Origin of the sequence: Montanilutibacter psychrotolerans (assembly GCF_003719825.1) — a bacterium.
Taxonomy (GTDB): domain Bacteria; phylum Pseudomonadota; class Gammaproteobacteria; order Xanthomonadales; family Xanthomonadaceae; genus Montanilutibacter; species Montanilutibacter psychrotolerans.
The window spans coordinates 62,961-79,167 of record NZ_RIBS01000001.1; the positions used below are offsets into that span (position 1 = coordinate 62,961).

A 16,207-nucleotide genomic window follows, 5' to 3' on the forward strand; every position below is an offset into this window, starting at 1 on the left:
GCGTTCCCTTTCGCGATCCACCCCACGGCAAGCTCGGGACACCCCGCGCTGCCAGAAGCCCGGGATTGTCTTACGTCGGGTCGGGCAAGGCGATGTCGCGATCGCCACGCGCGCGGCGGGCGACGGCTGCCTCGACGCGCGCCCGACGCGCGGCCGGGGCAACGCCGTCGTGTGGGTGCGGCCTGCGGACGGGTCTGGCACGCTGGAGGCCGCGCTGAGGGCGTCACGGGCAACCGTCGGCACCGCAAACGAGGGCAGGCAGCCGGCAGTCGCAGCCCATGCGAAGCCGATCTGTTCTCATGATCACCCACCCGCTTCCCCGATTCACGCCGGCGTCGCCCCGCGCGATGGCAAAGGGCCGGTGGGCGATTGACACATTCCGGGCGTCTGCTGGATGCAGGCGCCGCGCAAGGCGTTCGTGCTGTACCCGCAGTCCAACCACCAAGTAAAGGAGTACTTCGTGAAGTCAGGAAGATTGGCAGGCGCACTGTGCGTCTCGTTGTTGGCCATGGCCGCGCACGCGGCGCCCCCGGTGCCGTCCGCACAGAAGGCGTCCACGCTGCAATTCGTGCCGTTCGAGGCCGTGGTGAAGTTCAAGGGTGGCACCGTCCACCGGATGGCGGCGGGCGAGAGCCTGCAGTCCGTTTCCACGCCGCTGCGCCTGGGCCTGGTCAAGGCCGATGCCAGCACCCGCACGGCCAGCAGCGACCCCACCGCTGCCACGCTGGCCCTGGTCAGGCAGCTGCGTGCACGCAGTGATGTCGAATACGCCCACCCGAATTACCTGTTCCAGCTGTCGGCCACGGCCAACGATCCGCTGTACCCGCAGCAGTGGCACTACCCGCCCATCCAGTTGCCGCAGGCCTGGGACATCACCATGGGCAGTGCCAACGTCCGCATCGGCGTGCTCGACACCGGCCGCACCACGCATCCGGACCTGGCCTCCAAGTGGCATGCCGAGGAGTACAACGCCGCCGCGCCGGGCACCAGCGCGATGGACACCGCCAACTGGCGGCACGGCACGCACGTGGCCAGCATCGCCGGCGGCGCGACCAACAACGGCGTGGGCACCGCGGGCGTCTGCCGCAACTGCAAGCTGGTGAACATCAAGGTGGCCAGCGCCAACGGCCAGCTGTCGATGACCTCGGTGATCCGTGGCATCGACTGGGCGATTTCGAAGAACGTGCAAGTGCTCAACATGAGCTTCGAGTCGCAGCAGCCGTGCAGCAGCACCAACGCGACCGCCGTCCGCGAGGCCGTGGCGCGCGCGATCGCCAACGGCGTGAACGTGGTGGCGGCGGCCGGCAACCAGGCCAGCCCGGTCACCAACACCACGCCGGCCACCTGCGCCGGCGTGGTGTCCGTGGCGGCAACCGCGCCGGGTAACGTGCTGGCGCCGTACAGCAACTACGGCAGCGTGACGCTGGCCGCGCCCGGTGGCGGTGGCGTGCACCAGCCGCCGTACAGCGGCTACGGCATGGGCGTTGGCTGCCCGGACGATCCGGGCAGCAGCTTCTATCCGTACAGCGAAGGCGTGCTGGCGGCATGGACGACCACGCCGGCCAGCGGCAATGCGCACTGCTACCGCTACCTGTCGGGCACCTCGATGTCCGCACCGCACGTGGCCGGTGCGATCGGCCTGATGCTGTCGGTGAATCCGACGCTCCGGCCGGCGCAGGTCAAGCAGCTGCTGACCGGCTCGGCGTCGCCGCTGCCCGCCTGCAACGGGCAGTGCGGCGCCGGCCTGTTGAACGTGGCCGCGGCCGTCAGCAACGCGCGCAACGTCTCCACCGGACCTTGCGGTGCGGGCATGACGCGCTCGTGCGTGATCGATGCGATCGGGCAGTACCGCAGGAGCGATGGCAGCCTGGTCGAATCGGTGCTGGCCTATGGCCAGTTGTGGACGTTCGACCAGTACGGCCAGGCAACCGGCCCCGCGCGTGACCTGCGCAGCCGGCCGCACTACGCCAGCGGCCCGTGTGCCTACGCTCCCACTGGCGCGGACTGTGTGATCGACAGCGCGACCACGCTCGACTACCCGGGCTTTGGCGCCATGGACTCGGTGACCGCGTACGGCCGCTACTGGAACTTCGACGGCGTCGGCAACGGCCTTGCGGGCAACGGGTCGTCGCTGCGTTCGGTGCCGCGCTACGCGAACGGCCCGTGCGCCTACGCGGCGGCGAACGTGGACTGCCGCCTCGACACGCGCGTGCTGATCGACGCCCCGCAATGGGGCGGGCTGGTCGAATCGATCTCTGCCTACGGTCGCTTCTGGAACTTCGACGCGGCCGGCAATCCGCTCGCAGGTTCGGGCAGCGACGTGCGCACCGTCGCGCGTTACGCCAACGGCCCCTGCGCCTACGCCGCGGCCGGTTCGCCGTGCCGTTTCGACAGCCGTGAGCTGCAGCTGGTGCCGGGTCAGGGGATCATCGAGACGATCACCGCGTACGGCCGCTACTTCGTCTGGGACGAATTCGGCAATCCGATGCCGGGCAACGGCCAGGCGCTGGCCAGCGTCGCGCGTTTCCGTTGATGTCGCCAACCCGGGAGGCGCATGCCTCCCGGGTTGGGTTTCGGGCACCTGGCCCGTTGGCTCGTTTCGCAGGTCCGGTGTCCCGACGCCGGGTCCGGTCGGGTAGGTCAGCGGCCTGCAGGCGCCTTCCGGTCCGTCGCACCAGCTGCTGGCTTGGCTTCCGGTGCGACGGTGGCCTTCGCATCACCGGCAATTGCATCACCGGAACTGCCGGTCGCCACCACGTTGTCGAAGTCAATCGGCGGCAACGCCGGCAAGCGGGCGGGACTGCGGCGCTGGTCGGACATCGGGCTCACGTTCGGGCAGGTTCTGTCCGGGAAGCCGAATCGGCTCTGCAGTGCCAGCCCGCACTTGTTCATGTCCTCGAAGGCTTCGCCGGGTTCCATGCACTCCCGGTCAAACGCGCGGCGGAACGAATCGCGGCGGCGCACGAAATCCTCGCCGCACTGGCGGTTGAGTCGGATGCGGTCCAGGTCGTCCTGGGCGGCATTGGTGCCGTACAGGCCATACTGCTTGAGATCGTCTTCGCTGAGCAGGCGCAGCTGGCGATTGGGAATCGTCATCATCTGGTCGGCGATCGCGATCGCGACGCCGTTGCGTTCCAGGTAATCGCGCATGTGCTGGCTGATCTGCTTGAGCTCGGCATTGAGCTCTGCGCGCGAGGTGGCGTTGGAGCGGTCGCGCATCAGGCGATGGATGCCGACCTTGCCCGAGATCGATCGCGTGTCGCCGGCGGCCAGTACCAGCACGCAGGCGCTGTGGCACAGCGCATCCTCGCGCACCCAGATGGCCCAATGCGATTCGGCGATGGCGTCACCGGCAAGGATCGCTTCCTCGACATGGCCGCCGGCCGAGTCGATGTCCAGGATGCGTGTGCCGATCTCCATGCGCTCGGCCATCGCGCCGACACGCTCGACCAGCGCGGTGAAGCCGGTGCCGATCTTGCCCTTGTAGCGCAGTCGCACCACGCCGATATCACGGCAGGCGTTCATCGCATCGACCACCGCGAAGAACTCCAGCGAATTCAGCGTACGGCCGTCGCCATCTCGCTCGTAGTCGTAGCTGCAGCTGATGCGCGCGGTGCCGCTGGCAGGTTCGAGCCGCGCGGAGGGCCAATAGACGCTGCTCAGGTAGTTGGTGGGGGCGGGGCTGGCGATCGGGCCGGCGATGAAGGCGTCCTCACCGCGTGTGGCCGAGCCGGGGGCCCGGTCGCCGGATTCCTCGCCCAGCGTTACCGACGCCGGCGCCGCAGCGTTGTCGGCGGCCTCCTGCCCGCAGCCAGGAAGGACCAGACACAACGCCAGCACGTACCGCCAAATCGCCATTGATCACCATTGGTTGCGAGGACCGGAACGGCGCGTCAGCCGACCGGGACAGGACATAGTCTGCGCCACCACGGTGCCCGCCAGGCCATGGGCGGCTTAACGGGCGATGCGTTGGCGGATTCGCCCTGCATCGTGATAAGACAACGATGGCCTGACGATGAACCGGCCCTCCGGCGCGCGCAGGCACGGGCGCCGCCGGATCATCCCGCCGTGTTCACCTCGCCCGGTTCAGCCCGGCGTGCGGGGCGTCTGGTAACGCTTGAAATAGCGGTGGTTCTGCAGGTGGTCGTGCGCCTGGCCGACCGCGAAGTAAGCCTTGCCGCCGCGGCGTCCGCCCTGCAGGCAGGGCAGCTCGTACTGCGCCTCGGGGTTGTTGGTGTAGTAGTGCGGGATCTTCTCGATGAACCGGCCCAGCATGCCGGGTCCGCATTCGACCTCGTCGTACTTGTCGAAGCCGAAGCGCGGGTTGCCGATGTTGAAGTCGTCCACGCAGACCACGCCCGTGTCGATCAGCGACAGCTCGCGTTCCAGCGGCCACGATTCGTACCAGTGCGCGTCGAGGTAGTAGAGCGGGCAGCGGAAGCGGTCGCGGTACTTGGCGATCAGGTCCGGCGAATCGGCCTTCTCGACGTAGGTGTGCGGCATGAAGCCGACACGCCGCTGCACCAGGTCGACGTAGCGGTCGACGACGTCGCAGGTGACGATGGCCAGGTTGGGATAGGCGCGTGCGAGGTAGTCGGTGGTGTCGCCTGCATTGCAGCCGGTCTCGATGATCGCGTCGCACTGGTAGCGTTCGATCAGGTAGTCGAATTCCAGCGCGGTGGTGATGTCGAAGCCGAACGGCCCGCCGCCGTCGCTGAGCTCGGCCGCGCCCAGGCGCAACGTTCGATAGAAGTGGCGGTAGACGTTTTCGGCGGACATCCGGTGCGCCCTCCCGGGGCGTCGCAGGGAGCCGGAAGTATAGGGGCGCGGAGAAGGCGCGCGCGGGGCATGGATGCAACGCAGGCGAACGCCGCATGCGTATGCCGGAACGGGGCCTGCAGGTGCGGACGCATCCCGCATGAACCGGGCCCCGGCGCCCGGGCGCGAGCGCCGCGGCTCGTGCAGTTCCGATCAGGGCGCGTACGGTCAGGGCGCGGCCGTTTCCCGCAGGCCCAGCGCCAGCAATCGCGCCTCGAGGCGTTCGGTCAGCCCATGCGGCGCCGCTAACGCCATCCGTTCGAACGCGGCCTCGTCGCGGCCGGCCGTGCCTCCGCCGAGCAGGGCGCGCGCGACCGTGCGCAGCTTGCCGGTTCGGTTGGTGGTGTGCGCCTTCAGCCAGCCCAGCGCCTTGACCAGGCGTTGTTCGACCTCGTCGAAGTCGCTGCCCAGCGGGTAGTCCGGCAGGCTGCCGTCGCGTCGCAACGGTGCCAGGGCCTCGCGCAGTTGTTGCGGCGTGTTGCGCGACCAGGTCGTAGGCGGCGCGTGGTCGCGCCGCAGCTTGCCGTTGGCCCGGGCCCGGTCCAGCAGGGGCGCCTGGAAGCGCGCATCGGCGATGGCCGCCATGGCCACCACGCAGTCCTCGTCGGCGCGACCGCGCAGGTCGGCGATGCCGTATTCGGTGATGTAGATGTCGCGCAGGTGGCGTGGAATGGTGGTGTGCCCGTAATTCCACACCACGTTGGTGGAGGCCCTGCCGGCGGCGTCGCGACTGGCGCGGAACATCAGCACCGAGCGCGCGTCGGGCAGCGCGTGCGCCATCGCGACGAAGTTGTATTGGCCGCCGACGCCCGACACCACCCGGCCGTCGTCCAGCGCATCGGAGGTGGCCGCGCCGAGCGCGGTGGCCATCATGCAGCTGTTGAAGAAGCGTGCGTCGCGACGCTGAAGGCGTTCGAGCGCCTCATTGCCGCCATACAGCTGGTTGACCTGGCCAACGCGGCGCATGCCGATCGCGCGCCGCTGGTCGTCGGGCAGGTGGCGCAACCAGTCGTAGAACGCGGTCGAGCCGAGGTAGAACGCGCCGTGCAGGTACTGGCCGTCGCGTTCGAGCGCCGCGCGGTCGTCGTCGCTGCCTGTGCCGTCGGCGAGGCGGCGCATCAGCGCGACATCGTCGACCACCTTGCGCCGGATCACGCCAACCTCGACCAGCCGCTTGAAACCCTCGTTGAGCATCTCGCTGCAGCCGTACAGGCCATGCTCGAACGTCCCGAGCCCGCCGCTGGCGACCACGGCCGGATGCGTGGCGACATGCGGATCCAGCGCATCCAGCACGCGTCGGTACGCGGCATTGTCGCCGTGGCGCAGTGCCAGCGCGTGGCTCAGCGCGTCGGCCAGCGTGCCGATGCCGATCTGCAGCGTGCCGCCGTCGCGCACCAGGGTGCTGGCGAAGAAACCGATCGCGTAGTCGGCATCGCTGACCGGCTGGCGGGGCAGCGCGAACAGCGCGGGGTGCGGCGCGGCAGGCGAGATGACGACATCGAAGTAGCCCGCTTCCACGGCCGCATCGCCGCCGTCCAGCCACGGCAGGTGCGGATCGATCTCGGCGATCAGCATCGGACGGGGCAAACCGCGCGCGACGATCGCGTCGACGGCATCGAAGGTGAGGTCGGTGTTGCACGACAACGACAGCCGCGCTTGCGCGGGATCGACGCCGGGCTCGATCGCGACCTTCTGCACCAGCACGTTGAGCCCACGATCGGCGAGCGCGCGTGCGACGTGCGTGTAGTTGAGGCTGGCGTAGCGGCGCTGGATCTGCGTCGAGCCGAGCATCGCGCCGGACTGCAGGTAGAACTCCTCGACTTCCATGTGGTCGGGCAAGGCGTCGTGGCGCACGGCCTGCACGTAGGACAGTCGCGGAAAGTCGTCGCCGAAATGGCGCTTCACGAACGGAGCGAGGAATCGCTGCTCCAGGCCTTTCCCGCCGCCGGGCGGATCCAGCGAGAGTGCCGTGTAGAGGTGCATCGGCCGCGACGGATCGGCCTGGATGCGCGCGTGCAATGCGTTGAGCAGCCGGTGCGGCTTGCCCAGCGCGAGGGGCGCGCCAACGTGCAGCGCGCCCTCGACGCGGGACAGCAGCAGATCGACGGCAGCTTCGACGTTGTCGACGCGCACGGGGGCAGGACGGCTGGGGGCGGCGGATGTCATCGGCAAAGACTAGCGCGCCACTTGACAGTAACGATTACGGGCGTAATCTCAGCGCCAATTACACTCGTAAACGATTGAGGGCCCGGTGCAGATCAGTGAAGCCGAATCGGCGGTGATGGACGTTCTCTGGCAGCGCAGCCCGTTGTCGGCCGAGGAGGTGGTCGCGGCGCTGGCCGATGCGCGGCAGTGGCAGGAGGCCACCATCAAGACATTGCTCAATCGCCTGCTCAACAAGGGCGCCATCAGCGCAGAGAAGTCGGGCCGTCGCTACCTGTACGCGCCGTTGCTCAAACGCGAGGACTGGGTGAACGAGGAGAGCCAGGGCCTGCTCGAGCGCCTGTTCGGCGGACGCGTGGCGCCGCTGGTCGCGCATTTCAGCCAGCACCGCAAGCTCAGTGCAGCCGATGTCGCGGAACTGCGCAAGCTGCTCGGGGAGATAGACGATGGCCCATGACCCATGGCTGGACGGCTGGCTGGGCGCGCTGATGCAGGGCGTCTGGGAAACCACGTTGGCCAGCAGCGCGGCGATCGTGCTGGTGCTGGCGCTGCGGCGGCCGTTGCGGCGCCGCTTCGGTGCGGTGAGCGCGTACCTGCTGTGGACGGCGGTGCCGGCGGCGATGCTGGCGGTGCTGTTGCCGGCGACCAGCGTCGTGGTGCCCGCGCCGCAGCCGATGCCGGCGATTGCCACGGTGGTATCGGCGGTGCCGGCTCTCACGACGGCCGCTGCGATCGATCCCGTCGTACCGATGGCACTGTTGTGGCTGTGCGGTGGACTGGCCCTGGCGATGCTGCTGGGCCACCAGCAGCGGCGCTTCGTGCGCGCGCTGGGCGAGCTGCAACCGCTGCGGCCCGAGGGCTGGCGCGCGCAGGCCAACGCCGGCCTGCCCGCCGCGATCGGCGTGCTGCGGCCGCGCATCGTGCTGCCGTCCGACTTCGACACGCGATATGCCGCCGACGAGCAGGTGCTCATCCGTGCGCACGAACGCACGCATATCCGCAGTGGCGATCTGGCGTTCAACGCCGTGCTTGCCGCGCTTCGCTGCCTGTACTGGTTCAACCCGTTGCTGCACTACGCCGCGCGCTGCTTCCGCCACGACCAGGAACTGGCCTGCGACCAGCGGGTGATGGCGCGCCACCCGCAATCGCGGCGTGCCTACGGCGAGGCGATGTTGAAGACCCACTTGGCCGCGCAATCGCTGCCGCTGGGCTGCCATTGGGGTTACGGCCATCCACTCAAGGAGAGAATCGAAATGATCAGGCAACCTGTTCCAGGGGCGCTGCGCTGGTTCGGTGGCGCCACCATCGCCATGACGCTGGTATTGGGCGGTGGCGTCGCGGCATGGTCCGCGCAGCCGCAGCGCGTGGTGCCCGGTGCACGGGTGGCGCCGGAAGGCACGGTGCAGGCGCGCATCTCGATGCAGGTCGATGGAAGTCCGGCGCAGACGTCCACCGTGCTGGCACGGATCGGCGAGCCGTTTTCCGTGCGCACCGACAGCCACGGCAGCCGCTGGGAAATGCAGGCAAAGGCCACCCCGCGCGGCGACGGCTCGATCCGCTTCGAGTCCAGCCTGATGCGTGACGGCAAGGTCGTGGCTACACCGCAGCTGGTGGTGCGCGATGGCCAGAACGCCGCCATCCGCATCGGCCAGCGTGGCGACGGCGAGGGTGCATCAGCCGATCTCGCGCTGGAGGTGCTTCTGAGCACCGACGCGATCCTGCCGCCCGTGGCATCGGCACCCTTGCCGCCGCAACCACCGATCGCACCGACGCCGCTTCCGAACACGCCGGCGCTGGTGGCGTTGCCGGTTCCTCCGCCGGCACCGCTTGTGTCGACCGTGCCGCCGATGCCGGCTGCACCCATCGCGCCGCCCGTACCGCCTGCGTCGCCTGCACCCACCGCGCCGCCGGTGCCGGCCGCGCCGTCGGCTCCTCCGTCGCCGGACGGCGCACTGGTACGCGGGGTGTCACGGCACGGCGTGACGAAGCCGGTCGAGGTCGCGGTCGATACCGTGGTCGACGCGCGCGTGGAACCGGCGGTTGATGCCAGGGCGCTGGTCGCACCGGTGGTTGTTGTCACGCCGCGCCCTGCTGTGGCACCAGCCCGTCCGCTGACGTCAACGCACGCAACGCCCGCCACCGCACCGCAGCCCGCTGTGGGCGAGGTGCGTCGCCAGGTGGTACAGCGCGAGGTGGTCAGGACCGTGGATGCGCAGCCCGCGGAGCGCGTGGTGGTGCAGCGGCCGGTCGGTCGATAGCGCGGATGGCGTCGCCTGGGGCTGACCATGCCCCGGGTACAGGTTGTTTCGACGGCGGCGAGTCTGGCGCCGTCGATGCCAGTGCACTTGGCCGCCGCGCAGTTCGCGGCCGAATCTTTGCCGCGCGGGCCCCTGACGTCGTGTCACCGCCCCGTGCACACGCCCGCACGGTGAACGCTCAGCCGGCTCCGCCGTCCCCGCGTGGCGCCTCGCCGATCACGAACACTTCTTCGGCGATGCGACGGACCTCGTCGGGCACGTGGCTGACGTAGGCCATGGGCAGCGCGGCCTCGTCGCGCACGCGTTGCAGGTAGGGCAGCAGCTCGTCGCGGCGGTCCATGTCGAGCATCGACAGGGGTTCGTCGAGCAGCAGTATGCGCGGTTGCGACAGCAGCGCGCGACCCAGCGCAACACGTTGCATCTCGCCGCCCGAGAGGCCGGGGCTGCGCCTCGCCAGCAGTGCACCGATGCCGAGCAGTTCGACCACGCGGTCGAAGCCGAAACGCGGGTCCTGCACGGCCGGTCGGTGCGCGCGGCCGGCGCGGAAGCCATAGAGCAGGTTGGCGCGGACGTCCAGATGCGGGAACAACCGCGCGTCCTGGAAGACGTAGCCGATGCGGCGACGGTGCGGGGGCAGGTCGATGCCGCGCGCGCTGTCAAACAGGCAGTCGTCGCCGATCTCGATGCGCCCATGCAACGGCCGAACCAGGCCGGCGATCGCATGCAGCACCGAACTCTTGCCGACACCCGACGCGCCAACCAGCGCGATCACGCGCCGCTGGCTGCGGATGCTGACGTCGCGGCGGAACGTCGCGCCGCGCCGCAGGGCGAACTCCAGGCGCCAGGTCGGCGCAGCGTCGGACGCGGCACTCACGACTGCAGCCCGCGCCGCTGGCGCTGCACCAGCCATTCGGACACCAGCACGGCCGCGAACGAGATCGTCACCGCCACCGCGGTCAACCGCCAGATGCCGGCTTCGCCGCCGGGCACCTGCATCAATCCGTAGATGGCCGACGAGAGGGTCTGCGTCTGGCCGGGAATGTTGGAGACGAACGTGATCGTCGCGCCGAACTCGCCCAGCGCCTTCGCGAATGCGAGTACCGCGCCGGCCACGATGCCCGGCCAGGCCAGCGGCACGGTGATGCCGAAGAACACGCGCCACGGGTTGGCGCCCAGCGTCGACGCCGCCTGCTCGAGCCGCCGGTCGACGGCCTCGATCGACAGCCGGATGGCGCGCACCATCAACGGGAAACCCATGATGGCGCTGGCCAGCGCCGCACCGGTCCAGCGGAAGGCAAAGCTGATGCCCAGCCATTCGGCCAGCCAGCGCCCCACCGCGCCCTGGTTGCCGAACGTCACCAGCAAGGCGTAGCCGGTGACCACCGGCGGCAACACCAACGGCAGGTGCAGCAGGGTGTCCAGCACCAGCTTGCCGGGAAACGTGCGGCGCGCGAGCAGCCAACCGGTGGCGACGCCGAGCGGCAGGCTGGCCAGTACGGCGACCAGCGCGACCTTGAGGCTCAGCGCGATCGCGGTCAGTTCGGAAGGGCTGAAGTGGGGCATCGCGTGGCAGTGTCGCGCATCGCCGGCCACTTGCGGGTGGCCGGCGGTTGCGCAGCGCTCAGCGCGCGGTTGCCGGTCGTGCCGGCGAAGGCGCCAGCACCATGAAACCGTGGCGTCGGAAGATCGCCGCGGCGGTGGGCCCGGACAGCCAGCGCACGAACGTGCCCGCACGCGGATGGCGACTGGCGGCGATACGTGCCGCCGGATAGACGATGGGTGCGTGGCTGCCGGGCGGGAAGCCGGCCAGCACGCGCACCTTCGGTTCGGCGCGCGCGTCGCTCGCGTACACCACGCCCAGTGGCACCTCGCCGCGCGCGACCAGCATCAGCGCGGCGCGCACGTTCTCGGCCTCGGCCACGCGCGGTTGCAGTTGCTGCCAAACCCCGAACGACACGAACGCGGCGCGCGCGTACTTGCCGGCGGGAACGCTGCCGGTTAGCGCCAGCGCGAGGCGGTCGTCGGCGCCGAGTGCAGGACGCAGGTCGACGCCGGCGCGCAGCGTGATGGGGCCCAACGCACTCGTGTGCGGTGCGACCAGCACCAGCGAGTTGCCGAGCAGGTTGCGGCGGCTGGCCACGTCGATCAGCCGGCGCTGCTGCAGGTAGTCCATCCAATCCAGGTCCGCCGACAGGAACACGTCCGCCGGCGCGCCCTGTTCGATTTGCCGCGCCAGCGCCGAGCTGGCCGCGTACGACACCCGCACCGGTTGCGCGGTCTCGCGCTGGTAAGCCAGCGCGGCCTCGTCGAGCGATTCCTTGAGGCTGGCGGCGGCGAACACCGTCAGCGGCTCGGCGGCGATCGCGTTGGGCACCACCAACGACAGCGCGACCAGCGAAAGCGCAACCAGGCAACGTCGGAGCAGGGCGGGCATCGGCAAGTCCTGGTGCGATCAGCGCGGGGAAAGTACGTCGACGGCAACGAGCTGGCGAATCCAGCGCGCAGGCCGCTTCTCGGCGGGGACGATCAGGCGAAGCGGGCCGTCGTCGGCCGGTAGCGGTCGGCCGTCGCAACGATCCACCACCACGGCGCGAACCGCGCCGAGCTCCGGATCGAAATCGGCGAGCGCGAAGGTGACCCGATAACCGTCGCGGGCGCGCAGTTCCACTCGGCGCGCCAGGTGCGAACCGCGCAGTGTCTCGCGCGGCATCGCGCCGCTGGCCTGCAGCAGTGCCGTCAGCGTCACGCCTTCGCAATGCAATGCCTTGCCGTGCGCGACCGCCTCGACCGGTTCGCGCGGCAGGGCGGCGAGAGCGGCGGCATCCAGCGGCACCGACACGGCGTCCGGGATGGGGGCGGTCGGGAGGATGTCGGCGGCACGCGCGCCGGGTTCGTGGGCCAGGACGGGCAGCGACAGCGCCAGCGCGAGCCATGGCACGACGCGAAGGAAGATCGATCGATTCATCGTGCGGACCGGGACCCGTGTGCGGGAGAGGAGCTTGCCAGAATGCCCGCGCCGGAAACACCGACACGAGAAGCTCCGCGGCGAGAACGTCAGCGCGCAGCCGGGCACCTGCGTCGCTCCCGCACACGTCAGTGCGGTGCGTGGTGGCGTGGCTCAGAGCTGGTCGAGCGGGATCTTGAGGTAGCGCACGCCGTTGTCCTCGGCCGGTGGCAAGCGGCCAGCACGCAGGTTGACCTGCACGGCGGGCAACATCAGCGCTGGCGTGGCCAGCGTGGCGTCGCGTGCTTGGCGGAGCGCGACGAACGCCGCTTCGTCGGCGCCTTCGCGGACGTGGATGTTGTCGCGCTTCTGGTCGCCGATCGTGGTCTGGCAGGCGAGCGTTCGACCACCGGGCGCGTAGTCGTGGCAGACGAACACGCGTGTGTCGTCGGGCAGTTCGTACAGGCGCTGGATCGAGCGGAACAGCGTGTGCGCGTCGCCACCGGGGAAGTCGCAGCGCGCGGTGCCGCTGTCGGGCATGAACAGCGAGTCGCCGGTGAACAGCGCATCGCCGATCAGGTAGGCGCAGCTGTCGCTGGTATGCCCCGGCACGGCGATCACGCGCGCGGCGAGCGCGCCGATGGCGAAGCGTTCGCCATCCTCGAACAGGTGATCGAACTGCGAGCCGTCGACGGGGAACTGCGCGCCCAGGTTGAACAGCGACCGCATCGCCACCTGCACGACGCGGATGCCATCGCCGATCGCGAGCGTCGCACCGGGCAGGCGCGCCCGGAGCCAGTCGCCGGCACTGAGGTGGTCGGCATGGGCGTGGGTTTCGAGGATCCAGCGAACGTCCAGGCCGAGCGTCGCGACGTGTGCCAGCAAGGTCTCGGCCGACGTCGTGGCAGTGCGGCCTGACTTCGCATCGAAGTCGAGCACCGGATCGATGATCGCGGCCTGCGCGGTCGCCGGGTCGGCCACCACGTAGCTCCAGGTGTTGCTGTCAGCGTGGAAGAACGGCTGAACACGCGGGCCGTGGACCGGATCGTGCATGGATCTCCCGGACGCTGGTCGGAGGAAGGGGCGAACGCAGTTTACGTTCAACGCCGGATGCGTTTCGTTACGGGCGGGCGCGTAGCAACCTCCACGTCGGGTGCCCACTCGGGCAGGCGCCCGACGTGGCGGACCAGCTCACCGACGCCGGGAGGCCGGACCGGTCAGCGCAGCGTTCAACAATTCGGCCAGCCGGCTGCCGGCGCGGCGCATCTGCTCCTCCGCGACCGGCCGCCAGGTGCCCATGTAGTCGGCCGACAGTTTCGCGCGCGGCGGGTACAGGCCCGGCTGCGCGGCGATGCGGCAGGAGGCTTCGGCCCAACCCGCGGTGTCGGGCGTCAACGGCGTGCGGGTGACGGCCACGGCCAGTGGCAGCGCGTCCAGGCGACGCAGGTAGGCAGGCTCGTCGAGGCCGCTGGCCTTGAGCATGCCGCTGTCCCACAGCGAGTGCAGGTTGCTGCCGGTGCCATCGGGCAGGCTGACCTGGACCTCGTTGCCGCCCTTGTCGCTGGCGTTGCCGGCGTGCAACGGCTGGTGGATGTCGCCGACGAAATGCACCACGAACTTCAGCGCCTGGCGGCGGTCGTCCCGTGAACGTGCGTGGTCGGCCAGGATCGCCAGCTGCCGGCGGATCGCCTCGACCACGCAATCGCCGTTGCGGCAGGCTTGCGCGGCGTCGTAACGGCAGGCGTGCTCGCCCAGGTTGATGTAGTGCCAGCGACTGCTGGTCCGGCCCAGCTGGGGGTTGTTGTCGCGCAGCTCGTCGGCCCAGCTGGCGACGCCGGCCAGGGTCGGCTCGGGCTCGCCGGCCAGCAGGGCGGCGACTTCGGCGCGGGCGGCCGGGCGCAGGTCCTGCGCGGCCAGATCGGCGACCAGTCGGTGCCCGAGCTTGCCCCAGGCCAGGGCGGGGACGGCCGCGGTCAGCAGCAATGCGGCGGCGGCGAGGTGGAGCGTGGCGCTGATCGGGGTCCGGGGCACGGTTCTGGGCGAGGTTGGGGGCGACCCAAGGTAGCCGATGGCGGCGTCTGCGGGCCTGTCGTGGTCTGGCCGTCGGCGTCCGGGGTAGCGCTTGAAGCGGGCCCGGACCGGGCGTGGGGCAGCCGGCCGCAGTTGCGGCTAAAATAGCCGGCTTCCCCACACCCTCCGGTCAGGAGCTCCCGTAATGGCGATCAAGGTTGGTATCAACGGTTTCGGCCGCATCGGACGCAACGTGCTGCGTTCGGCCGTGCAGAACTTCGGCAACGACATCGAGATCGTCGCCATCAACGACCTGCTTGAGCCGGAATACCTGGCCTACATGCTGCAGTACGATTCGGTGCATGGCCGCTTCAAGGGCGACGTGCAGGTCGACGGCAGCAACATCATCGTCAACGGCAAGAAGATCCGCCTGACCCAGGAACGCGATCCGGCCAACCTGAAGTGGGACGAAGTCGGCGCTGAAGTCGTCATCGAGTCCACCGGCCTGTTCCTGGACAAGGCCACCGCGCAGAAGCACCTCGACGCGGGCGCCAAGAAGGTCATCCTGTCGGCCCCGTCGAAGGACGACACGCCGATGTTCGTCTACGGCGTCAACGACAAGACGTACAAGGGCGAGGCGATCATCTCCAACGCCTCGTGCACCACCAACTGCCTGGCCCCGCTGGCCAAGGTGCTGAACGACAAGTGGGGCATCAAGCGCGGCCTGATGACCACCGTGCACGCCGCCACCGCCACCCAGAAGACCGTCGACGGCCCGTCCAACAAGGATTGGCGCGGCGGCCGCGGCATCCTCGAGAACATCATCCCGTCGTCCACCGGTGCCGCCAAGGCCGTGGGCGTGGTGATCCCCGAGCTCAACAAGAAGCTCACCGGCATGAGCTTCCGCGTGCCGACCTCGGACGTGTCGGTGGTCGACCTGACCGTCGAGCTCAACAATGACGCCACCTACGCCGAGATCTGCGCGGAAATGAAGGCGCAGTCGGAAGGCGCGCTGAAGGGCATCCTGGGCTACACCGAGGACAAGGTGGTTGCCACCGATTTCCGCGGCGACACCCGCACCTCGATCTTCGACGCCGATGCCGGCATCGCGCTCGACGGCACCTTCGTCAAGCTCGTCAGCTGGTACGACAACGAGTGGGGCTACTCGAACAAGTGCCTGGAAATGGTCAAGGTCGTGTCGGCGAAGTAATCGCCGCCTTCCCTGCAACGAAGAGCCCCGGCATGCCGGGGCTTTTTCGTTTGTGGGGCCCGGTGAGTTGAGTGAACCGATGAGTGAGTCGGTGTGTGAGTGCTGCCACCGGCTTTGCGAGGCATTCCTTGGTTCGCACCTCCCGCTACGCGCGTCTGGCATCTTGATCGCGCGGCGTGCCGTCCCCATTGGGGAGGGGCCATGACGACAGACTTCCTCTCCCTCGACGAATCCGGCCTTGCGCAGCTGGTCGATGCCTTCTACGAGAAGGTGCGGGCCGACGCGATGCTCGGTCCGGTGTTCAACCAGGCGGTCGATGACTGGCCCGAGCACAAGCGACTGCTGACCTCCTTCTGGGCGTCCATCACGCTGGAGGCGCGCAGCTACCGCGGCAACCCGATGGCCAAGCACCGCGGCTTGCCGATCCGCGCCGAGCATTTCGACCAGTGGCTGGCGCTGTGGCGCGAAACCACCGACGCGCTGTTCGCGCCCGAACACGCGCAACTCCTGCAAGGCCACGCCGAGCGCATTGGCCGCAGCCTGCGCTACGGCGTCGGCATCGAGCCCGAAACGCGCGGCCTCGGCCTGCCGGTCATCGGCGGCGCGAGCTGAAACGCACGCCGTAGCCAGCCGCGGCGTGGCCGTCGGTTTCAGCGCACTCACGATGCGCATGTCCGGGTGGCTGCCAGTTGATGCTGCGGCATGTCACTGCCTCATTGCGAAAGCCGCCGCCGCAAGAGAATCGAAGGGCCAAGAGGCGTCGGCTGCCGCCTTGTAGAACTCACCTGTAGTGTCGGGTCGCAG

At 69.4% G+C, this 16,207-nt stretch carries 14 protein-coding genes; 5 read left to right on the forward strand and 9 right to left on the reverse strand.

Annotated features, from left to right (window positions below; all coding sequences use genetic code 11):
* The first annotated feature begins 394 nt into the window (after positions 1-394).
* Complete coding sequence (locus EER27_RS00260) at positions 395-2,533, forward strand: S8 family peptidase (RefSeq protein WP_123086036.1); 2,139 nt, start codon at positions 395-397, stop codon at positions 2,531-2,533.
* Between the two features lie 107 nt (positions 2,534-2,640).
* Here the strand turns inward: EER27_RS00260 and EER27_RS00265 are convergent, their stop codons facing one another.
* The 3 genes from EER27_RS00265 to EER27_RS00275 form a co-directional block, all read right to left on the reverse strand.
* Positions 2,641-3,858, reverse strand: coding sequence for a COG3904 family protein (locus tag EER27_RS00265; protein ID WP_123086037.1), 1,218 nt, complete (start codon positions 3,856-3,858; stop codon positions 2,641-2,643).
* 228 nt (positions 3,859-4,086) lie between these two features.
* Positions 4,087-4,779, reverse strand: coding sequence for a hypothetical protein (locus tag EER27_RS00270; protein WP_123086038.1), 693 nt, complete (start codon positions 4,777-4,779; stop codon positions 4,087-4,089).
* A gap of 207 nt (positions 4,780-4,986) precedes the next feature.
* On the reverse strand, positions 4,987-6,984 hold the full coding sequence (locus tag EER27_RS00275) for an acetyl-CoA hydrolase/transferase C-terminal domain-containing protein (RefSeq protein WP_123086039.1): 1,998 nt from the start codon (positions 6,982-6,984) through the stop codon (positions 4,987-4,989).
* An 85-nt stretch (positions 6,985-7,069) separates the two neighbouring features.
* On the opposite strand from EER27_RS00275, the gene EER27_RS00280 reads away from it, so the two are divergent.
* A complete protein-coding gene (locus EER27_RS00280) occupies positions 7,070-7,438 on the forward strand; it encodes a BlaI/MecI/CopY family transcriptional regulator (RefSeq protein WP_123086040.1) in 369 nt (122 codons plus the stop codon).
* Positions 7,428-9,239, forward strand: a complete 1,812-nt coding sequence (locus EER27_RS00285) for a M56 family metallopeptidase (protein ID WP_123086041.1) — start codon at positions 7,428-7,430, stop codon at positions 9,237-9,239. The genes EER27_RS00280 and EER27_RS00285 overlap by 11 nt, the downstream gene beginning before the upstream one ends.
* Before the next feature lie 178 nt (positions 9,240-9,417).
* On the opposite strand, the gene EER27_RS00290 is transcribed toward EER27_RS00285, so the two are convergent.
* The 6 genes from EER27_RS00290 to EER27_RS00315 all read right to left on the reverse strand — a co-directional run bounded on the left by EER27_RS00290 (position 9,418) and on the right by EER27_RS00315 (position 14,199).
* On the reverse strand, positions 9,418-10,077 hold the full coding sequence (locus EER27_RS00290) for an ATP-binding cassette domain-containing protein (RefSeq protein WP_223807148.1): 660 nt from the start codon (positions 10,075-10,077) through the stop codon (positions 9,418-9,420).
* 32 nt (positions 10,078-10,109) lie between these two features.
* Complete coding sequence (gene modB / locus EER27_RS00295) at positions 10,110-10,802, reverse strand: molybdate ABC transporter permease subunit (protein ID WP_123086043.1); 693 nt, start codon at positions 10,800-10,802, stop codon at positions 10,110-10,112.
* 58 nt (positions 10,803-10,860) lie between these two features.
* Entirely contained in the window at positions 10,861-11,673 is an 813-nt protein-coding gene (gene modA, locus EER27_RS00300) for a molybdate ABC transporter substrate-binding protein (protein ID WP_123086044.1), read from the reverse strand.
* Positions 11,674-11,691: 18 nt separating this feature from the next.
* Positions 11,692-12,204, reverse strand: coding sequence for a molybdopterin-binding protein (locus EER27_RS00305; protein WP_123086045.1), 513 nt, complete (start codon positions 12,202-12,204; stop codon positions 11,692-11,694).
* Between the two features lie 153 nt (positions 12,205-12,357).
* Positions 12,358-13,236 carry an MBL fold metallo-hydrolase gene (locus EER27_RS00310; RefSeq protein WP_123086046.1) on the reverse strand — a complete coding sequence of 293 codons (879 nt, stop codon included), beginning with the start codon at positions 13,234-13,236 and terminating at the stop codon, positions 12,358-12,360.
* A gap of 138 nt (positions 13,237-13,374) precedes the next feature.
* Complete coding sequence (locus EER27_RS00315; protein ID WP_123086627.1) at positions 13,375-14,199, reverse strand: S1/P1 nuclease; 825 nt, start codon at positions 14,197-14,199, stop codon at positions 13,375-13,377.
* 199 nt (positions 14,200-14,398) lie between these two features.
* Between EER27_RS00315 and gap the strand changes: the two genes are divergently transcribed.
* Together gap and EER27_RS00325 are read left to right on the forward strand one after the other, a co-directional pair.
* Positions 14,399-15,403, forward strand: a complete 1,005-nt coding sequence (gene gap, locus EER27_RS00320) for a type I glyceraldehyde-3-phosphate dehydrogenase (protein ID WP_123086047.1) — start codon at positions 14,399-14,401, stop codon at positions 15,401-15,403.
* Between the two features lie 201 nt (positions 15,404-15,604).
* Complete coding sequence (locus EER27_RS00325) at positions 15,605-16,015, forward strand: group III truncated hemoglobin (RefSeq protein ID WP_123086048.1); 411 nt, start codon at positions 15,605-15,607, stop codon at positions 16,013-16,015.
* Positions 16,016-16,207: the final 192 nt, after the last annotated feature.